Annotated in this window: 13 protein-coding genes; 9 read left to right on the top strand and 4 right to left on the bottom strand. The window is 75.9% G+C overall.

All coding sequences use genetic code 11. The annotated features are described in order from the left end of the window. Positions 1-45 precede the first annotated feature (45 nt). The 4 genes from secD (at position 46) to ACH4SE_RS12625 (ending at position 2,939) form a co-directional block, all read left to right on the top strand. A complete protein-coding gene (gene secD, locus ACH4SE_RS12640) occupies positions 46-882 on the top strand; it encodes a preprotein translocase subunit SecD (RefSeq protein ID WP_398543343.1) in 837 nt (278 codons plus the stop codon). A 125-nt stretch (positions 883-1,007) separates the two neighbouring features. After that, a complete protein-coding gene (locus ACH4SE_RS12635) occupies positions 1,008-1,589 on the top strand; it encodes a hypothetical protein (protein WP_398543342.1) in 582 nt (193 codons plus the stop codon). 52 nt (positions 1,590-1,641) lie between these two features. Then, positions 1,642-2,166, top strand: a complete 525-nt coding sequence (locus ACH4SE_RS12630; RefSeq protein ID WP_398543666.1) for a SigE family RNA polymerase sigma factor — start codon at positions 1,642-1,644, stop codon at positions 2,164-2,166. Positions 2,167-2,171: 5 nt separating this feature from the next. After that, the gene (locus tag ACH4SE_RS12625; RefSeq protein WP_398543341.1) at positions 2,172-2,939 is read left to right on the top strand and encodes a hypothetical protein; all 768 of its coding nucleotides are present in this window, start codon (positions 2,172-2,174) and stop codon (positions 2,937-2,939) included. A 102-nt stretch (positions 2,940-3,041) separates the two neighbouring features. Here the strand turns inward: ACH4SE_RS12625 and ACH4SE_RS12620 are convergent, their stop codons facing one another. Together ACH4SE_RS12620 and ACH4SE_RS12615 are read right to left on the bottom strand one after the other, a co-directional pair. Continuing rightward, complete coding sequence (locus ACH4SE_RS12620) at positions 3,042-4,730, bottom strand: ricin-type beta-trefoil lectin domain protein (RefSeq protein ID WP_398543340.1); 1,689 nt, start codon at positions 4,728-4,730, stop codon at positions 3,042-3,044. Positions 4,731-4,890: 160 nt separating this feature from the next. Continuing rightward, positions 4,891-5,646 (bottom strand): ArsR/SmtB family transcription factor, encoded by a 756-nt coding sequence (locus ACH4SE_RS12615; protein WP_398543339.1) that lies wholly within the window; start codon positions 5,644-5,646, stop codon positions 4,891-4,893. A gap of 56 nt (positions 5,647-5,702) precedes the next feature. Here ACH4SE_RS12615 and ACH4SE_RS12610 point away from each other — a divergent pair, with 56 nt between their 5' ends. From ACH4SE_RS12610 to ACH4SE_RS12600, 3 genes are all read left to right on the top strand, one after another. Further along, positions 5,703-6,341, top strand: coding sequence for a flavin reductase family protein (locus ACH4SE_RS12610; protein WP_398543338.1), 639 nt, complete (start codon positions 5,703-5,705; stop codon positions 6,339-6,341). A 109-nt stretch (positions 6,342-6,450) separates the two neighbouring features. Then, the gene (locus ACH4SE_RS12605) at positions 6,451-6,930 is read left to right on the top strand and encodes a hypothetical protein (protein ID WP_398543337.1); all 480 of its coding nucleotides are present in this window, start codon (positions 6,451-6,453) and stop codon (positions 6,928-6,930) included. A 1,170-nt stretch (positions 6,931-8,100) separates the two neighbouring features. Beyond that, on the top strand, positions 8,101-9,669 hold the full coding sequence (locus ACH4SE_RS12600) for a hypothetical protein (RefSeq protein WP_398543336.1): 1,569 nt from the start codon (positions 8,101-8,103) through the stop codon (positions 9,667-9,669). Between the two features lie 42 nt (positions 9,670-9,711). On the opposite strand, the gene ACH4SE_RS12595 is transcribed toward ACH4SE_RS12600, so the two are convergent. Next, the gene (locus ACH4SE_RS12595; protein WP_398543335.1) at positions 9,712-10,257 is read right to left on the bottom strand and encodes a hypothetical protein; all 546 of its coding nucleotides are present in this window, start codon (positions 10,255-10,257) and stop codon (positions 9,712-9,714) included. 140 nt (positions 10,258-10,397) lie between these two features. Between ACH4SE_RS12595 and ACH4SE_RS12590 the strand changes: the two genes are divergently transcribed. Together ACH4SE_RS12590 and ACH4SE_RS12585 are read left to right on the top strand one after the other, a co-directional pair. Next, positions 10,398-11,315: an NADP-dependent oxidoreductase gene (locus ACH4SE_RS12590; RefSeq protein ID WP_398543334.1), complete on the top strand. Its 918-nt coding sequence runs from the start codon at positions 10,398-10,400 to the stop codon at positions 11,313-11,315. 365 nt (positions 11,316-11,680) lie between these two features. Continuing rightward, positions 11,681-13,189 (top strand): cryptochrome/photolyase family protein, encoded by a 1,509-nt coding sequence (locus tag ACH4SE_RS12585; protein ID WP_398543333.1) that lies wholly within the window; start codon positions 11,681-11,683, stop codon positions 13,187-13,189. Between the two features lie 258 nt (positions 13,190-13,447). Here the strand turns inward: ACH4SE_RS12585 and ACH4SE_RS12580 are convergent, their stop codons facing one another. Further along, positions 13,448-14,284, bottom strand: coding sequence for a transglycosylase SLT domain-containing protein (locus ACH4SE_RS12580; RefSeq protein ID WP_398543332.1), 837 nt, complete (start codon positions 14,282-14,284; stop codon positions 13,448-13,450). Between the last annotated feature and the right edge of the window lie 196 nt (positions 14,285-14,480).

The following is a 14,480-nucleotide window of genomic DNA, read 5'->3' as shown; positions in this document are numbered from 1 at the left end:
CCGCAAGGCCGCACCCGGCGGTGACGGACCGGCCACACTGGGCTCATGCTCCCTCACCGCAAGGCGTGCGCCACCGCGTTCGCCACCGCCGTGCTCGTCCTCGGGCCCGCCGTCTCGGGCTGCTCGGACTCCGGCGGCAGCCCCGAGCCGGCGCCGCCCTCCGGCGCGCCGCGCACCACCACGACGTACACCGCGAGCCGCCCCGACTCCGGCCCGCCGACCGCCGAGGACATGCGGACGACCGCCGTGCGGCTGCGCGAGCGCGCGAAGTCCCTCGGGCTCCAGGCCACGGACGTGACGGTGACGGGCGACGTCGTCACCATCGAGGCCCCCCGCGCCGACGCCGACCGGGTGGCGCGGATGACGGCGACGGCCCTGCTGGAATTCCGCCCCGTGCTCGACCCGGCCGGCGCCGCGGGCGGCGGTCTCCGGCAGCGCTACGACGCCATGGTCTGCGACGGCACCACACGGGCGGTCACCTCGCTGCCGGACGGCCCGACCGTGGCCTGCGACCGCCGGATGAAGCAGAAGTACCTGCTCGGACCGACCGCGCTGCCCGGCGCCGAGGTGAGGACCGCGACAGCGGCCTTCGACTCCGCCAACGGCAACGGGTGGCTCGTCGACCTCTCCTTCACCCCGGCCGGCTCCACCCTCTTCACGGAGATCACCACCACCCTGTCGCGGAACACGCAGCCCGCCGACCAGCTCGCCATCGTGGTCGACGGCGAGGTCGTCTCCGCCCCCGCCATCAGCTCCCCCATCACCGGCGGCCAGGCCCAGATCAGCGGCAGCTTCACCCGCGACAGCGCCCAGGCCCTCGCCGCCGCGGTCTCCAGCGGCGCCCTCCCCGTCCGGCTCACCGCCAACGGCCGGTCCCGGTAGCCCGGCCCGCCGGGAAATGGCGGCGGGCGTGCAACCTCCACGGCGGTGCGGGAGTGAAGGAGGGAGGAGGAGCCGCGGGGGTGCTCCTCCCGTCGGAACCGGGAACACCGTTACGGAGGAGCTCCATGAAACTGCGTCATCTCGCGTCGGCCGCGGCCGTCGCCACCGCGGCCACGGTCGCCGCCGCCACCGCGCACGCGTCCGCCGCCCCGGAGCCCGCGGCCGCCGGGGCCGGGGCGAAGGCCGCGGCGCACGCCCCGGCCCACGCCGCTCCCGCCACGGCAGCCCCCGCCGTGGCGGCGAAGGCGCCCGGCGTGCTGGTGGTCGGGCCCGGACAGCTGGTGGACGCCGGGCACGGCCAGTACCTGAAGCTCACACGGACCGAGCGGTGCATCGGTACGCCGCCGGAGGACTGGGCCACGTGCAAGAGCGTGGTCGACGGGAACCAGGGCGCGGGGACGGTGAGCCTGCAGAGCACGGGTGACGCCTCGGGCACGCTGTACTCGCCGCTCTACATCGGCGACGGCCGGGCGGCGCGGATGACGGTGACCGCGGGCGGCGTCACCTACCAGGTGCAGGTGGTCACGCTCGGCGGGCACCCGGGGTACGCGACCGGGTACGTCTGGGGCGCCCCCGGCCAGGGCCCCGGCGCCATGTCCGAGGTCACGGTGTACGACGCCGCGGGCACGGTCCTTGCGCACTTCTGACGGGCCGTTGCTCGACGCCTCCGCGGTCGGCGGCGACGTCCCGGGACACCGGCTGTCCCGGGACGCCGCCGGCGCGGAGGCCTCGCCGGACTTCGAGTCGTGGGCGGCGCCGCGGTGGTCGCGGCTGGTGCGGACGGCGTACCTGCTGACCGGCGACCACCACGAGGCCGAGGACCTGGTGCAGACGACCCTCGCCAAGGTCTACGCCGGCTGGGCGCGTATCGGCCAGCTCGACGAGCCCGACGCCTACGTCCACCGCGCGCTGGTGAACAACAACCTCAGCAGGTTCCGCCGGCGACGGGTCGTCCACCTGCTCACCCCCCGGCTGCCGGAGCGGAGCCGGCCGGAGACCACCGCCAGTGTCGAGACCCGGGCGTCGCTGGTCGCCGCCCTCGCCGCGCTCCCGCCGCGCATGCGCGCGGTGGTGGTGCTGCGCTACTGGGAGGACCTGGGCGAACAGCAGGTCGCCGACGTGCTCGGCTGCTCGGTCGGCAACGTCAAGAGCCAGGCGAGCCGGGCCTTGCGCAAACTACGGGATCATCCGGCGCTGGCCGCCGCGGAGAGCGGGGAGAGGTGACGGGCGTGAGCAGCGACCGGCAGGAGGGCCGGGGCGGCACGGCCCCCGGGGACTCCCGCGAACTGGAGGAGCGGGTGCGCCGCGCCCTGTCCGACGCGGCGGGCGCGATCGAGCCCCGCCCCTGGCACGCCGGGCAGGTGCTGGGGCGCGCGGCGCGCCGGCGGAAGAGGCGGGTCGCGGTGTGGCTGCCGGCGCTGGGCGCGGTCGCGGCGGTGGCCGCCGTGGCGGTGGTGGCGGGCGTGCCGCGCGGCCCGGACGAGCCGGGCCCGGTGGCGGCCGCCCCGGTGCCGCGGCCGCACCCCGCCACTGCCTCCTCCCCCGCGCTCGTCTGGCCCGCCGTGCGGGTGGTGGCGCCGGGCAGGGCGTTCGGTATCGGCGGGGGGCACCGGATGCGCGTCACCCCCGGGGAACGCTGCGTCGACTGGGACGACGGCACCGGCTGGGACTGCCGGGACGAGTCCGACAAGGACGGGAACCAGCCGCAGGGCACCGTGGGCATGCAGGGCTTCGGCTACGGCGGCGGCACCCACGTCCTGCTGGTCTACCGGGGGCCGGCCGTGCCCGCGCGGATGGCCGTCACCACCCGGGGCCGCGTCCGTCCTGCGCAGGTGGTGACGCTCGCGGTGCACCCGGGGTGGGCGGGCGGGTACCTCGACCTCCCGGCGTCCGCCCTGTCGCACGACCCGCTCGACATCTCCGCCGTCACGGTGTGGGACGCGAAGGGCAGGGTGCTCGCGTCGCTCGCCGAGCCCTCCGCCCGCACCACGCCGTGAGGGGGGCGCCGCGGCACGGTGGCCGCGCGCCCGGCGCGCGCTGACCGGCCGCGGGGACCCCCGGTACCGGCCGCGGGCCGCGGCCGGTACCGGGGGCGCTGCTCAGGCCAGGGCGAATTTCTGGGCGCCGGAGCCGTTGCAGTCCCAGATCTGCAGCCGCGTGCCGTTGGCCGTCGCGCCCGACGGCGAGTCGATGCAGCGGCCGGTGGTCGGGTTGGACAGCGAGCCGTCCGCGCCGGCGACCCAGTTCTGGTAGCCGCCGCCGTTGCAGGTGGCCAGCTGGAGCTTGGTGCCGGCCGCGTTCACGCCACCGGCGATGTCCAGGCAGCGGCCCAGGGTGCGCAGGGTCTGGCCGCTCCAGGTCCACTTCTGGTCCTGGGCGGTGGCCTGCTGGCAGTCCCACAGCTGGACGGCGGTGCCGTCGCCGCCGGTGTCGTCACCGGCGACGTCCACGCACTTGCCGCCGGGGCCGTAGATCGGGGTGCCGATGGCGAAGGCCTGCGCGCCGGAGCCGTTGCAGTCCCAGATCTGCAGCCGCGTGCCGTTGGCCGTCGCGCCCGAGGGCGAGTCGATGCAGCGGCCGCTGGTGGGGTTGCGCAGCGAGCCGTCCGGCTGCCTGACCCAGGACTGGTAGCCGCCGGTGTTGCACGTGGCCAGTTGCAGTTTGGTGCCCGCGGCGCTGTTGCCGCCGGCGATGTCCAGGCACTTGCCGAGGGTCTGGAGGGTCTGGCCGCTCCACGTCCAGTGCTGGTCCTTCGCCCCGGACTGGCAGTCCCACAGCTGGACCGCGGTGCCGTCGCCGCCGGTGTCGTCACCGGCGACGTCCACGCACTTGCCGCCCGGGCCGGTGATCGCCTGGCCGGTCACCGAACCGCCGGTGCCCCCGGAGCCGGGGCCCTTGTTGTAGACGGCCACCGAGTCGATCACCAGCTTGCCGCCGGAGACGGTGGCCGCGTTCGGGCCGCCGCCGAAGGCGTCGGGGAAGCCGCCGCCGATCGCCAGGTCGTAGATGATGAAGAAGGGGTGGTCGACGGCGTCGGCCCAGGTCGTGGCGTCCACCTGGTTGGCGCTGACGGTGAAGAAGTTGCTGCCGTCGAGGTAGAAGCGGATCTGCTCGGGCGACACCGAGCGGTCGATCTCCGCCGCGTAGTCGTGGAAGCCGGTCTGGCAGCCGGAGCAGGCGCGCTCGCCCGAGCCGATGCCCGTCGACTCGTTGCACGGACCGCCGGGGTTGACGCCGCAGTGCAGGGTGCTGAAGTCGGAGCTGCGGCCGTTGATGTCCTCCATGATGTCGATCTCGCCGGACTTCGGCCATGTCACGCCGCTGCGCAGCGGCGCGCCGAGCATCCAGAACGCGGGCCAGTAGCCGGCGCCGTTGGCGGTGCTGACGTTCGGCTGCTGGAGGACGGACTCGATGCGGACGACGCCGCCCGCGGGGGCGCCGAAGGTGGCGGCCTGGGTCTCCACGCGCCCGGACGTCCAGCCGCTGCGCGCGTCGGAGCCGGAGTGCTGCGCCTGCAGCACCAGGTGGCCCTGGCCGTCGTAGTACACGTTGGACGTGCTGCTGGTCATGGTCTCGATCTCACCGGTGCCGAAGGTGCTGCCGGGGCCGGTGTCGTACTTCCACAGGCCCTGGTCGATGCCGGTGCCGGCGGCGCCGTTGAAGTCGTCGCTCCAGGTGAGCGAGAAACCGGACGGCGGCGCGGGCACCGCCGCCTCGGCGGCCGGTGACGCGGTGACGGTGGCCGCCACCGTGGCCACCACGACGGGGAGCGCAGAGAGCGCTCTCATCCACGCACGGCGTCGTGCTCGCAGGAAATTCCAGCGCATAGGTCCAACTCCAGGGAGAAGGCGTGAGGTCCGCATGTGCACCGCGCGGGGGCGCGCGGAAGCCCGTCAGCGCGCCGCGCGGAGCGGGCGGCACCGACGTGTCATGTACACAGCTTGGGGATCAGCCGAGCGTCCGGCAAGACGCCTGACCCGTTTCGCCGAACAGCTCCGCGGACAGGCCCAGGTGCCGGTGCAGCGCCTCGCGGCCGTGCGGGGTGACGGTGACCGCGCGCGTGGTGCCGACACGAACGACCCAGCCCTCGTCGAAGGCGTGGCGGCACAGGGCGCCGCCGACCGCGCCGGCCAGGTGCGGCCGGCGCTCCGTCCAGTCCAGGCACGGCCGCACCGAGGGCCGCCGGGTGCCCGCCGGCACGGTGACGCCGAGACCCGCGAGCCACTCCGCCCCGGCGCCGGTGAGGCCGAGCCCGTGCTCCGGGTCCAGCAGCCGCCGCTCGATCATCGCGTCGGCGACGGCCACCCCGAGGGCCCCGGCGAGGTGGTCGTAGCAGGTACGGGCGTGGGCCAGGGCCCGCCGGCGGCCCGCTCCCGACAGCGTGCGCGGGGACGCGGCACGCTCGGGCGCCAGCGCCGCCAGGCTCTCGATCACCTCCGCGACCTGCGGACCGGCCAGGCGTACGTAGCGGTGCCGCCCCTGCCGCTCCTCGGCCAGCAGGTTGCCGCGGACGAGCGCGTGCAGGTGCTCGGTCGCGGTCGACCGCGCCACCCCCATGTGCCGCGCCAGCTCCGTCGCCGTCCAGGCCCGGCCGTCGAGCAGCGCCACGCAGAAGCCCGCCCGGGTGCCGTCGGCCAGCAGTGCCGCCACGGAGGCCAGATCGGGGCCGGTCCCTCGCTCGCGCCGTACGTCCATGCACCCCATTGTCGCCCCGGACGCTTCGGCCGCCGCCGAACCGGCCCGCTCCTAGGCTGCCGGGCATGGACACCGCAACGCCGGACGCGCCGGCCACCACCGTGGAGATCGAGCCCGCCATCCTGTACTTCGGTACGCCCGTGGTGCTGCTGTCGACGGAGAACGAGGACGGCTCCTTCAACCTCGCGCCCATGTCCTCCGCCTGGGCGCTGGGGCGCACGGTCGTGCTCGGCCTGGGCGGCGAGGGCCAGACCGCCCGCAACCTCGCCCGCCGCCCCGACGTGGTGATCAGCCTCCCCTCGGCCGGGCAGTGGCCCGCGGTGGAACGGCTCGCGCCACTGACCGGCCGCTACCCGGTGCCCGCGGGCAAGCCGGCGGGCTGCCGCTTTGAACCCGACAAGTTCGGCGCCGCGGGCCTGACCCCCGAGCCCTCCCGCCTGGTCCGCCCGCCCCGCGTCGCCGGCTGCCCGCTCCAGCTGGAGGCCCGCGCCGAGCGCGTACGGACCGGCGCCGCCGGCGGCTTCGTCATCGCCGAGGCCGCCGTCCGCGCGGTCCACGCCGACCCCCGCATCGTCGTCCCCGGCACCGACCACGTCTCCCCCGCCGCCTGGAACCCCCTCATCTACAACTTCCGGCACTACTTCGGCCTCGGACCGGAGCTGGGCCACACCTACCGCTCCGAGACACCCCCGGCGGCGGACTGACGCGGGCCGGGACCGCCGCTCCCCCGGCGGCACGGGTGGTGACAGTCCTGTTGCAGGAAGTGTGGCCTCCGTCACAGTCACCGGGCTCGGCCTCTGCTGGACTCGCCCGATGGCCTACGCCCTGTTCGCCCTCCTGCCCGGGTGCCCGATCGCCGCCCTGGCCCTGGCCGGTTACGGCCTCGGCCGCCACCGGCTGCGGCAGGCCGGCCTGCAGGAACGGCTGCGCTCGCTGGCCGCGCTGCTGGGGGCCGTCGCGGCCGCCGTCTGCACCGTCGGCCTGCTCTGCCTGACCGGCGCGATCCTGGAGACGGACGACTCCGGGGCCGACTCCTCGCCGCTGCTGCCGTGCCGGGTGGCGGGGCATCCGGAACGGGCGGCGCACGTGACCGGCTACCGGGTGGAGTACGTGCCCCTCCGCTTCGTCTGCGAGACCGCGGACGGAGGCGGCTACCGGGCCGCGGCGGTACCCGGCTGGGTCAACCCGGCCGCGGCCGGCTTCGCGCTGGCGGCCGTGGTGTGCGCGTGCGCCGCGGCGGTCGAGGGCGAACGGCGCGCCCGCCGCGCCGCGGCCGCCGCGCAGAGCTCCTGACGGGAGCCGACGCGGCCGAGCCGGGGGCCTGCCCCCGGCTGCACCGCCGCAGGCGCCGTGCGGCGTCACGCCCGCAGCCGGCCCCCGCGCCCGGAGTTGCCCGGACCACCGGTGCCGGTCGGCGCGCGCTCCCCGCACTCCGCCGGGGGCAGCACGGCACCTGTGCGGCCGTTCGCCCGGATGCCGGCCGGACACACCCGTGTGCGCGGGGCACGCCGCGACAGCCGACCAGATCGCCCGCCACCGGCTCCCGTCCGTGCCGCAGAAGTCCACCGACCGGCGCGGGGCGCGCGAGCGGCACTCCGTTCCGTCCGAAGCCATGAGCCCCACCGGGACCGGCGAATTCCGCGTCGTCCTCGCCGATGTGGTCGGCCTCCCGGCACCGGACGCCGCCCGCCGCCGCAGGGAACGCGGAACGCGCCGCCGTCCCCGACCGCCTCACCGGCCTCGGCACCGGCGGCCGACCGCTGGACGGAGCGGCCCGCCCTCTCCCCCGTGCCCGGCCACTGCAGGACCACTGCGGGCTCAACCTCTCATCCAGAATCTGCGGCCGGTCTTCGTGGGCGAGCCCCCCGGCCATCAGAAGATCGCGCCAGTCGACCAGCTGCAGGCCCTCGACAAACCGGTCGACGTCCCCGGCGGCGAAGAGCACGACTGCGGCCAGCGGGCGCTCGCCGTCCTGACGGCTGTCGACGAGGTCGGCGGCCGGCGAGCGCAAGGCATCAGCCACCTCCTGCTGTACCTCCGGACAGGCACGCCGGATCCACTCCACCGGACGCGCACCGATCACGTCCTGTTCCACGCCCGCCCCCTCGTGGCAGGGCGGCCCGCTTCTCGCCGAAGTCCCGGGCCGCCCCCGGCAACCCACCCCGGCGCCGAACCGGAGACGCCAAGCACGGCTCAGCGCGACCGTCTGCGTACCGTATCGCCGCCCTCGGGCACGCTCCGGGAGGGACCTTCCGCGGGCAGGTGCCCAGCGGCGGGTGTGCCCCGCACGGTGGCGGCACCCGCGACGCGCTTCTGCGCCGCCCGCACGCCGTCGGGCGGACCCCCGGGGCCGGCCCGGCGACCGCGGCGGTGCGATGCCGGGGCTTCGCCCGCGCGTCGGCCGCTGTTCGCCTTGCGCGGCTAGTGTCCACACGCCCGGTCCTGCGCAGGGAAGGCACGTCCATGAGCACCCCGCTCCACCGCACGCCGGACCGCCGGTCCGATGCCGTCACCGCGCGGGGCCGCGGACGCCAGGAGCGGGGGCGTGCCGCGGGGCCGGCGGAGCGCGGGCTGCTCGCCGTGCAGGCCGGTGCGGGGAACCGGGCCGCCACCGCGATGGTGCAGCGTGCCGGGAACGCGGACGCGAAGGGGAAGGCACCCGAGGGCGGCGGGAAGGGCGCGCCGGCGTCGCCGGGCTACCGCGACCGGATCGCGGCCGTCCTGGACCGGCTCAAGAAGAATTTCGAGGTGATCGACACCTTCGTCAAGAACGTCCAGGTGCCCGCCAACGCGGGCTACGCGCAGCACGCGGCCGCCACCGCCGACGACGCCCTGAAGCACTCCGCCGCCGCCTCCGGGGGCGCCGCCGGGTCGGAGAGCCTCGTCGCGGAGGCCGTGGGCGCGGCGCTCGGCGGCATGGAGGCGGCCAAGGCACGCAAGGACGCCGCCAAGCACAAGGCCGGGGCCGCCTTCCACGGGGCGAACAAGAAGTTCACCTCCAAGGCGGCCGAGGCGGTCGTGGGCGCGGCGAGTGCCGGGAACAACGCGCTCGGTGTCGCCAAGGAGCTGACGAAGGCCGAGAAGGCGCTGCACGCCGCGCAGGCGGCCGAGGTGAGCGGCATCGGATCGAGCGTCGTGGGCGCAGTGAAGGGGGCGCGCGCCGCGCGCCGCGTCGGGCTGACAGCCCGCAAGTACCGCGCCCTGAAGGGCATCGAGCGGCCCGGCCGCACGGGCGAGGAGGCGCTCGCCCGGCTCCGGTCGGCGCGCGACGACGCGGAATGGGCCGCCGCCGAGGCGTACGTGGCCCTCGACGCGCAGTGGGACCACGAGGGCGGGGACCGGCTGGACCGGGTGTCGGAGGCGATCGACGCCGCCTGGTCGGCGATGGGCGAGGCCCGGGACGCGGGCCGGGACCTGCGGCGCGCCGAGGACGTCAACACGATGGACACCGCGCTGACGTACGCGCTCGGCAAGCAGCGCAACAAGATGGGCAAGCAGGCGCTCACGGCCGTGGGCGAGTCCACCAAGGCCGCCGGCGGCATCGTGACGGCGATCGCCGCGACCGCGGGAGGAGCGGCGCTGGCGAGCAACCCGGTCGGCTGGGGCCTCGCCGCGGGCGCGGCCGGCCTCATCCTCGGCGTCACCGCCTACAAGGCGGGCCGCGCGGGCACCAAGCGCTACGACGGGGCCCGCCACCCGGACCGCTGGGCGGCGGAGGGCGCGACGGCGGCGGAGCCCGCGTCCCGCGGGGACGCGCTGAAGGAGGCACTGAAGTTCTGGAAGAAGGTGGAGAACGGCGAGCGCCAGGCCATGGCCCGCAGGATCTACGCCCTCGCCGCGGGCCCGTCCGTCAGGGGAAGCGGCGACACCTCCGCGCAGATGCGGGAGTCGGCCAGGGACCTCCTCGTCGCCCTCAAGGCGGGCCCCGCCGACCAGCGGCTGACGCCCGAGGAGTGGGCCGCCTCCCTCGACGACCCCGCCGGAACGGCCGCCTGGGTCAAGGAGATCGCGGAGCAGCTGTCCTCGGCGTGACGGCGCGGCCCGGCGCCCGGCCGGCGCGGTCGCGCCCCGCGCTCAGTGCGTCAGCGCGTTCGCGCTCACGATGAACAGCCCGAGCAGGACGTCCACCAGGCCCACGCGGCAGGCCGGCGCCCAGCCCTGGCCGGCCGCCCGGGCCGCCAGCAGCCCCCACCCGAAGAGGGCGGCGGTGTTGACGACGAGGACGACGCCGACGGCGCCCTGCTCGCCCCACCAGCCGGCGGCGGCACCCAGCAGCGCGGCCACGGTGGGGAGGACCGCGGCGACGAGGGGCCACTCGGCGAGCACCGAGCGCACGCTCTCCGCGGTGGCCCGCTTCCCGCCGGCCGTCCAGTGGGCGACGGCGTGCGCGTAGCCGTGCGCCGCTGCGGCGGCCAGGGCCGCCACCAGGATCCACAGCGCGTCGTAGCCCGGGTTGTGCGTGCCGCCGTCCTCGTCCAGGGCGGAGGCGAGGGCGCTGGCGAGCACCGTGCCGTACACGCCGCCGAACAGCAGTCGCTGGAGCGGCACGCCCAGCGGCGCGGCGGGCGTGCCTTGCCCCGCGCCCTCCGGCGCGGCGCCGCCCCTCGGCGGAAGCGTCATCGCTCCACGATGTCACCGTGCCCGCGGGTGCGGCACGGGGGCGCGCCGCGCCGCCTTCCGGATCGGCGACCGGGGCCGTGGTGGGATGGGGGTGGCGGAGCAACGGAACGCGGAGAGGTCGGGAGATGGCCGGGAAGACCATGCGAGCGATTGTCTACGAGACGTACGGCGGGACGGAGGTGCTGCGCGAGGCCCAGGTGCCGATGCCGAAGGTCGGCCCGGGCGAGGTGCTCGTCAAGGTGCGCTGCGCGGGGGTCAACCCGGTCGACTGGAAGCTCATGGCGGGCGGGCTCGACGGCATGATGGACGTGGTGTTCCCGGTGGTCCCCGGGTGGGACGTCTCCGGCACCGTGGCGGAGGTCGGCATCGACGCCCCGGAGTTCGCCGTCGGCGACGAGGTGATGGGCTACGCCCGCAAGGACTACGTGCACGGCGGCACGTTCGCCGAGTACGTCAGCGCGCCCGTGCGCACCCTCGCGCCCAAGCCCGCCGCGCTCGGCTGGGCGCAGGCCGCCGGACTGCCGCTGGCCGGGCTCACGGCCTACCAGGTGCTGACGCGCCTGCACACGCGCGCCGGCGACACCGTGCTCGTGCACAACGCGGCGGGCGGCGTGGGCTCCTTCGGCGTGCAGATCGCCCGCTCGCTGGGCGCCCGCGTCATCGGCACGGCCTCCCCGCGCAACCACGAGCGGCTGCGCGCGCTGGGCTGCGAGCCGGTGGAGTACGGCGACGGGCTCACCGAGCGGGTCCGCGCCCTGGCCCCGGACGGCGTCGACGTCGTGGCCGACTTCGTCGGCGGGGTCCTGGACAGCACGCTCGCCGTCCTGGCCCCGGAGGGGCGGCACGCGTCCATCGCCGACCCCGCCGTGACCGGCTCCGGCGGCCAGTGGATGTGGGTGCGGCCGGACGCCGGGGACCTCGCCGCGCTGGGCCGGCTCGCCGACGCGGGCGACCTCGCGGTGGAGGTCGCGGAGACCTTCCCGCTGGGCGACCTCGCGGCGGCGTTCGCCCGCAGCCAGGAGGGCCACGCCGCCGGGAAGATCGTCGTCGAGGTCTGAGGCCGCGCCCCGGGGCGGTCGGGTCCGGCGGCCCCGGGCCCCGCACCGTCGCGCCGCCCCGGGCGGCCCGGTCGGGGGTGCGCCCTCCCGCGCCCCGGCAGGGCGGCGGCTGCCGCCGGGGCGGCGGAGGCGCGGCAGCTCGGCGGCGGCTCCTCCGGTCGCCGGTGCGGGCGCAGGACCCGCCCCGACCCCGACGCCCGGGCACACCGGAGTGACAGCCCGTCCGCCGGACCGGGCGGCGGGCGGCGGGCGGCGGGCACGGCGTACCGGCCGCCGGGGCGCGCCTGCGGGCCTGCGGGCCCTGCGTCGCCGATCATGCTGCCGACGGCCGGCGCGGCGCCGGAGCACGGCAGCGGGAGGTGGCCATGGCTGATCCGCACTGGTTGTTCGGCGACCAGCTCGGCCCCGCCTTCCTGCGGCCGGACGCGCGGGAGGCGGGTCCGCACCGCGACAGTCCCGTCGTGATGATCGAGGCGCGCTCGGTCTTCCGCCGGCGGCGCTTCCACCGGGCCAAGGCCCATCTCGTGCTCTCCGCGATGCGGCACCGCGCCGCCGAGCTCGGGAACCGCGTCCGCTACGTCCGGGCCGAGACGTACCGTGACGGGCTGCGCGAGGCGGTGCCCTCCGGGCCGGTCACCGTGCACCACCCCACCTCGCGTGCGGCGCTGGCCCTGGCGGAGCGTCTGGAGCGGGTGCGGGTGCTGCCCGCCCGCGGTTTCCTCGTCCCGCACGACGCCTTCGCGTCCTGGGCGGCCGGCCGCGAGGGGCACCGGCTGCGCCTGGAGGACTTCTACCGCTGGGTCAGGCGCACGCACGGGCTGCTGATGGACGGCGCGGAGCCGGCCGGCGGCCGGTGGAACCTGGACCGCGACAACCGCGAGCCGCCGCCCGCCACCGCCACCCTCGGCTCCCCCGCGCCCTACCGCCCGCGGGAGGACGACATCGACGCCGAGGTCCGGCACGACCTGGACCGCTGGGAGCGCGACGGTGACGTGAGCTTCGCCGGACGGGACGGGCCGCGGGTGTTCCCCGCCACGCGCCGCGAGGCCCTGGCGGCGCTGCGCCGTTTCGTCGGCACCCGGCTGGCGGGCTTCGGTCCGTACGAGGACGCGATGCTCGCCGGGGACCAGGTGATGAGCCACAGCCTGCTGTCGTCCTCGCTCAACCTCGGCCTGCTCGACCCGGCCGAGTGCGTGGAGCGGGCGGAGGCGGCCTGGCGGGCCGGCGAGGCCCCGCTGAACAGCGTCGAGGGCTTCGTACGGCAGGTCGCCGGGTGGCGCGAGTACGTCTGGCAGCTCTACTGGCACTTCGGTGAGGACTACCGGCGGCTCAACGCCCTCGGGCACCGCGGCCGGCTGCCGCGGTGGTTCACGGAGCTGGACGCGGAGGCGGTCACCGCGCGGTGCCTGTCCACCGTGCTGGCCCAGGTCCGCGACACCGGCTGGACGCACCACATCCCGCGCCTGATGGTGCTGGGCAGCCACGCCCTCCAGCAGGGGTGGGACCCCGCCGCGGTGACCGGCTGGTTCCACCGCAGCTTCGTCGACGGCTACGACTGGGTGATGCTGCCCAACGTCGTCGGCATGTCGCAGTACGCCGACGGCGGCCGCATGACGACGAAGCCGTACACCTCGGGCGGCGCCTACATCGACTCCATGAGCGACTTCTGCGGATCCTGCGCCTACCGCCCCGGGGACCGCACCGGCGACCGGGCGTGCCCGTACACCCGTGGCTACTGGTCCTTCCTGCACCGCCACCGCGAGCGGCTCGGCGCGAACCCGCGCACGGCGCGTGCCGTCTCGGGCCTGGACCGCCTCTCCGACCTCGACGCGCTGCTGCGCGAGGAGCGGCGCCGGGGGGACGGGCCGCCGTGACCCGGCCGGCGGCGTGCCGACCGGGACCGCCGGCAAGGACCGGTCGCCCCGGCTTCCTCCCACCGGGACGGCGACCGCCACGGCCCCGCACCGGGCCGCCCGCGTCCCGCCGCCCACCGCGGAGGACGGCGCGGGCGGCACCGTCACCCGGCCGTGACGGGGCGTACGCGCTCAGGCAGGACGACGGGAAACGCCGAAGGGCGGCGGGGCCGGTGTGGCCCCGCCGCCCTTCGTCTGCTGCTTTCCGGCGGTGACGGATCAGTACGCGGAATCCACGTTGTCCATCGTGCCGTAGCGGTCGGCCGCGTAATTGCAGGCCGCGGTGATGTTGGCGACCGGGTCGTAGATGTTGTGCGACGTACCGGCCACGTGGAAACGGTCGAACGTCGGGTCGATCACCTGGAGCAGACCCTTCGAGGGAATGCCGTTGCGGGCGTTGATGTCCCACAGGTTGATCGCCTTCGGGTCACCGCTCGACTCACGGATGATGTTGCGGTGGATTCCCTCGTACGTGCCGGGGATCCCCTTCTTGTGCATGATGTCGAGCGACTCGCGGATCCAGCCGTCCAGGTTGTTCGCGTAGGTCTTCGCGGCCGGCTTGGACGCGGTCACGTGCTTCTTCGGCACGGCCTTGGTGATGCTCTTCTTCACGACCTCGGCACGGTGGGCCGAGCGGTTCGCGGCGGCCTTCTTCGCGGCGCGCTCGTTCGCCTCGGCTGCGGCCTTCCCCGCCGCCGCGTCGGCGGCCTTCTTCTTGGCCGGCGCGGTCAGGTCCGCCTTGGCCTGAGCCTTCGGCGCGGCCAGCGCGGTCTTCGGCGCGGCCTTCTGCTGCGTGGTGCCGGTGGCCGCCTTCAGCTGCGCCGTACCGCTTCGCGCACCGAGTTCCTTGGCGTGCGTGACGGCGGACGCCGAGACCCCGGCCGTGCTGCTCGCCGCGGACGCCGAACCGGCGCCGGCGGTCGCTTGCAGCCCGGTGACGGTCAGCACGACCGCGGCAGCGGCGCCTGCGCCGGCTGCGGTGACCTTGTGCTTGGTCGACATCTGGTTGAACTTCGCGAACGTCGGGCGCTTCTTCGGAATCATGGGGAGCTGCATGGGGGAATTACCTCTTCCGTAGCGGGACCCCTGAAGTGTTAGGGGGCGGCGATCCGCGGGTCAAAGACCCCCACTACGGCGTGCTTTCGTAGTGCGCTCATTCGGCGCCGATATGCCGCGCAACCGGGCGGCGGGCGTCTACTAAGCGGCCTCGTATGTGATCCACGCCCTGTAGAGGGCATCACGTCGGGGCGCT

Origin of the sequence: Streptomyces sp. NPDC020983 (assembly GCF_044333485.1) — a bacterium.
Taxonomy (GTDB): Bacteria; Actinomycetota; Actinomycetes; order Streptomycetales; family Streptomycetaceae; genus Actinacidiphila.
The sequence above is the reverse complement of the archived record's forward strand: the minus strand, read 5'-3'. Positions and strand labels throughout refer to the sequence as shown.

Coding starts and splice junctions, on each gene's coding strand:
- secD (WP_398543343.1), top strand. CDS start 46: ATGCTCCCTCACCGCAAGGCGTGCGCCACCGCGTTCGCCACCGCCGTG.
- ACH4SE_RS12635 (WP_398543342.1), top strand. CDS start 1,008: ATGAAACTGCGTCATCTCGCGTCGGCCGCGGCCGTCGCCACCGCGGCC.
- ACH4SE_RS12620 (WP_398543340.1), bottom strand. CDS start 4,730: ATGAGAGCGCTCTCTGCGCTCCCCGTCGTGGTGGCCACGGTGGCGGCC.
- ACH4SE_RS12615 (WP_398543339.1), bottom strand. CDS start 5,646: ATGGGGTGCATGGACGTACGGCGCGAGCGAGGGACCGGCCCCGATCTG.
- ACH4SE_RS12610 (WP_398543338.1), top strand. CDS start 5,703: ATGGACACCGCAACGCCGGACGCGCCGGCCACCACCGTGGAGATCGAG.
- ACH4SE_RS12605 (WP_398543337.1), top strand. CDS start 6,451: ATGGCCTACGCCCTGTTCGCCCTCCTGCCCGGGTGCCCGATCGCCGCC.
- ACH4SE_RS12600 (WP_398543336.1), top strand. CDS start 8,101: ATGAGCACCCCGCTCCACCGCACGCCGGACCGCCGGTCCGATGCCGTC.
- ACH4SE_RS12595 (WP_398543335.1), bottom strand. CDS start 10,257: ATGACGCTTCCGCCGAGGGGCGGCGCCGCGCCGGAGGGCGCGGGGCAA.
- ACH4SE_RS12590 (WP_398543334.1), top strand. CDS start 10,398: ATGCGAGCGATTGTCTACGAGACGTACGGCGGGACGGAGGTGCTGCGC.
- ACH4SE_RS12585 (WP_398543333.1), top strand. CDS start 11,681: ATGGCTGATCCGCACTGGTTGTTCGGCGACCAGCTCGGCCCCGCCTTC.
- ACH4SE_RS12580 (WP_398543332.1), bottom strand. CDS start 14,284: ATGCAGCTCCCCATGATTCCGAAGAAGCGCCCGACGTTCGCGAAGTTC.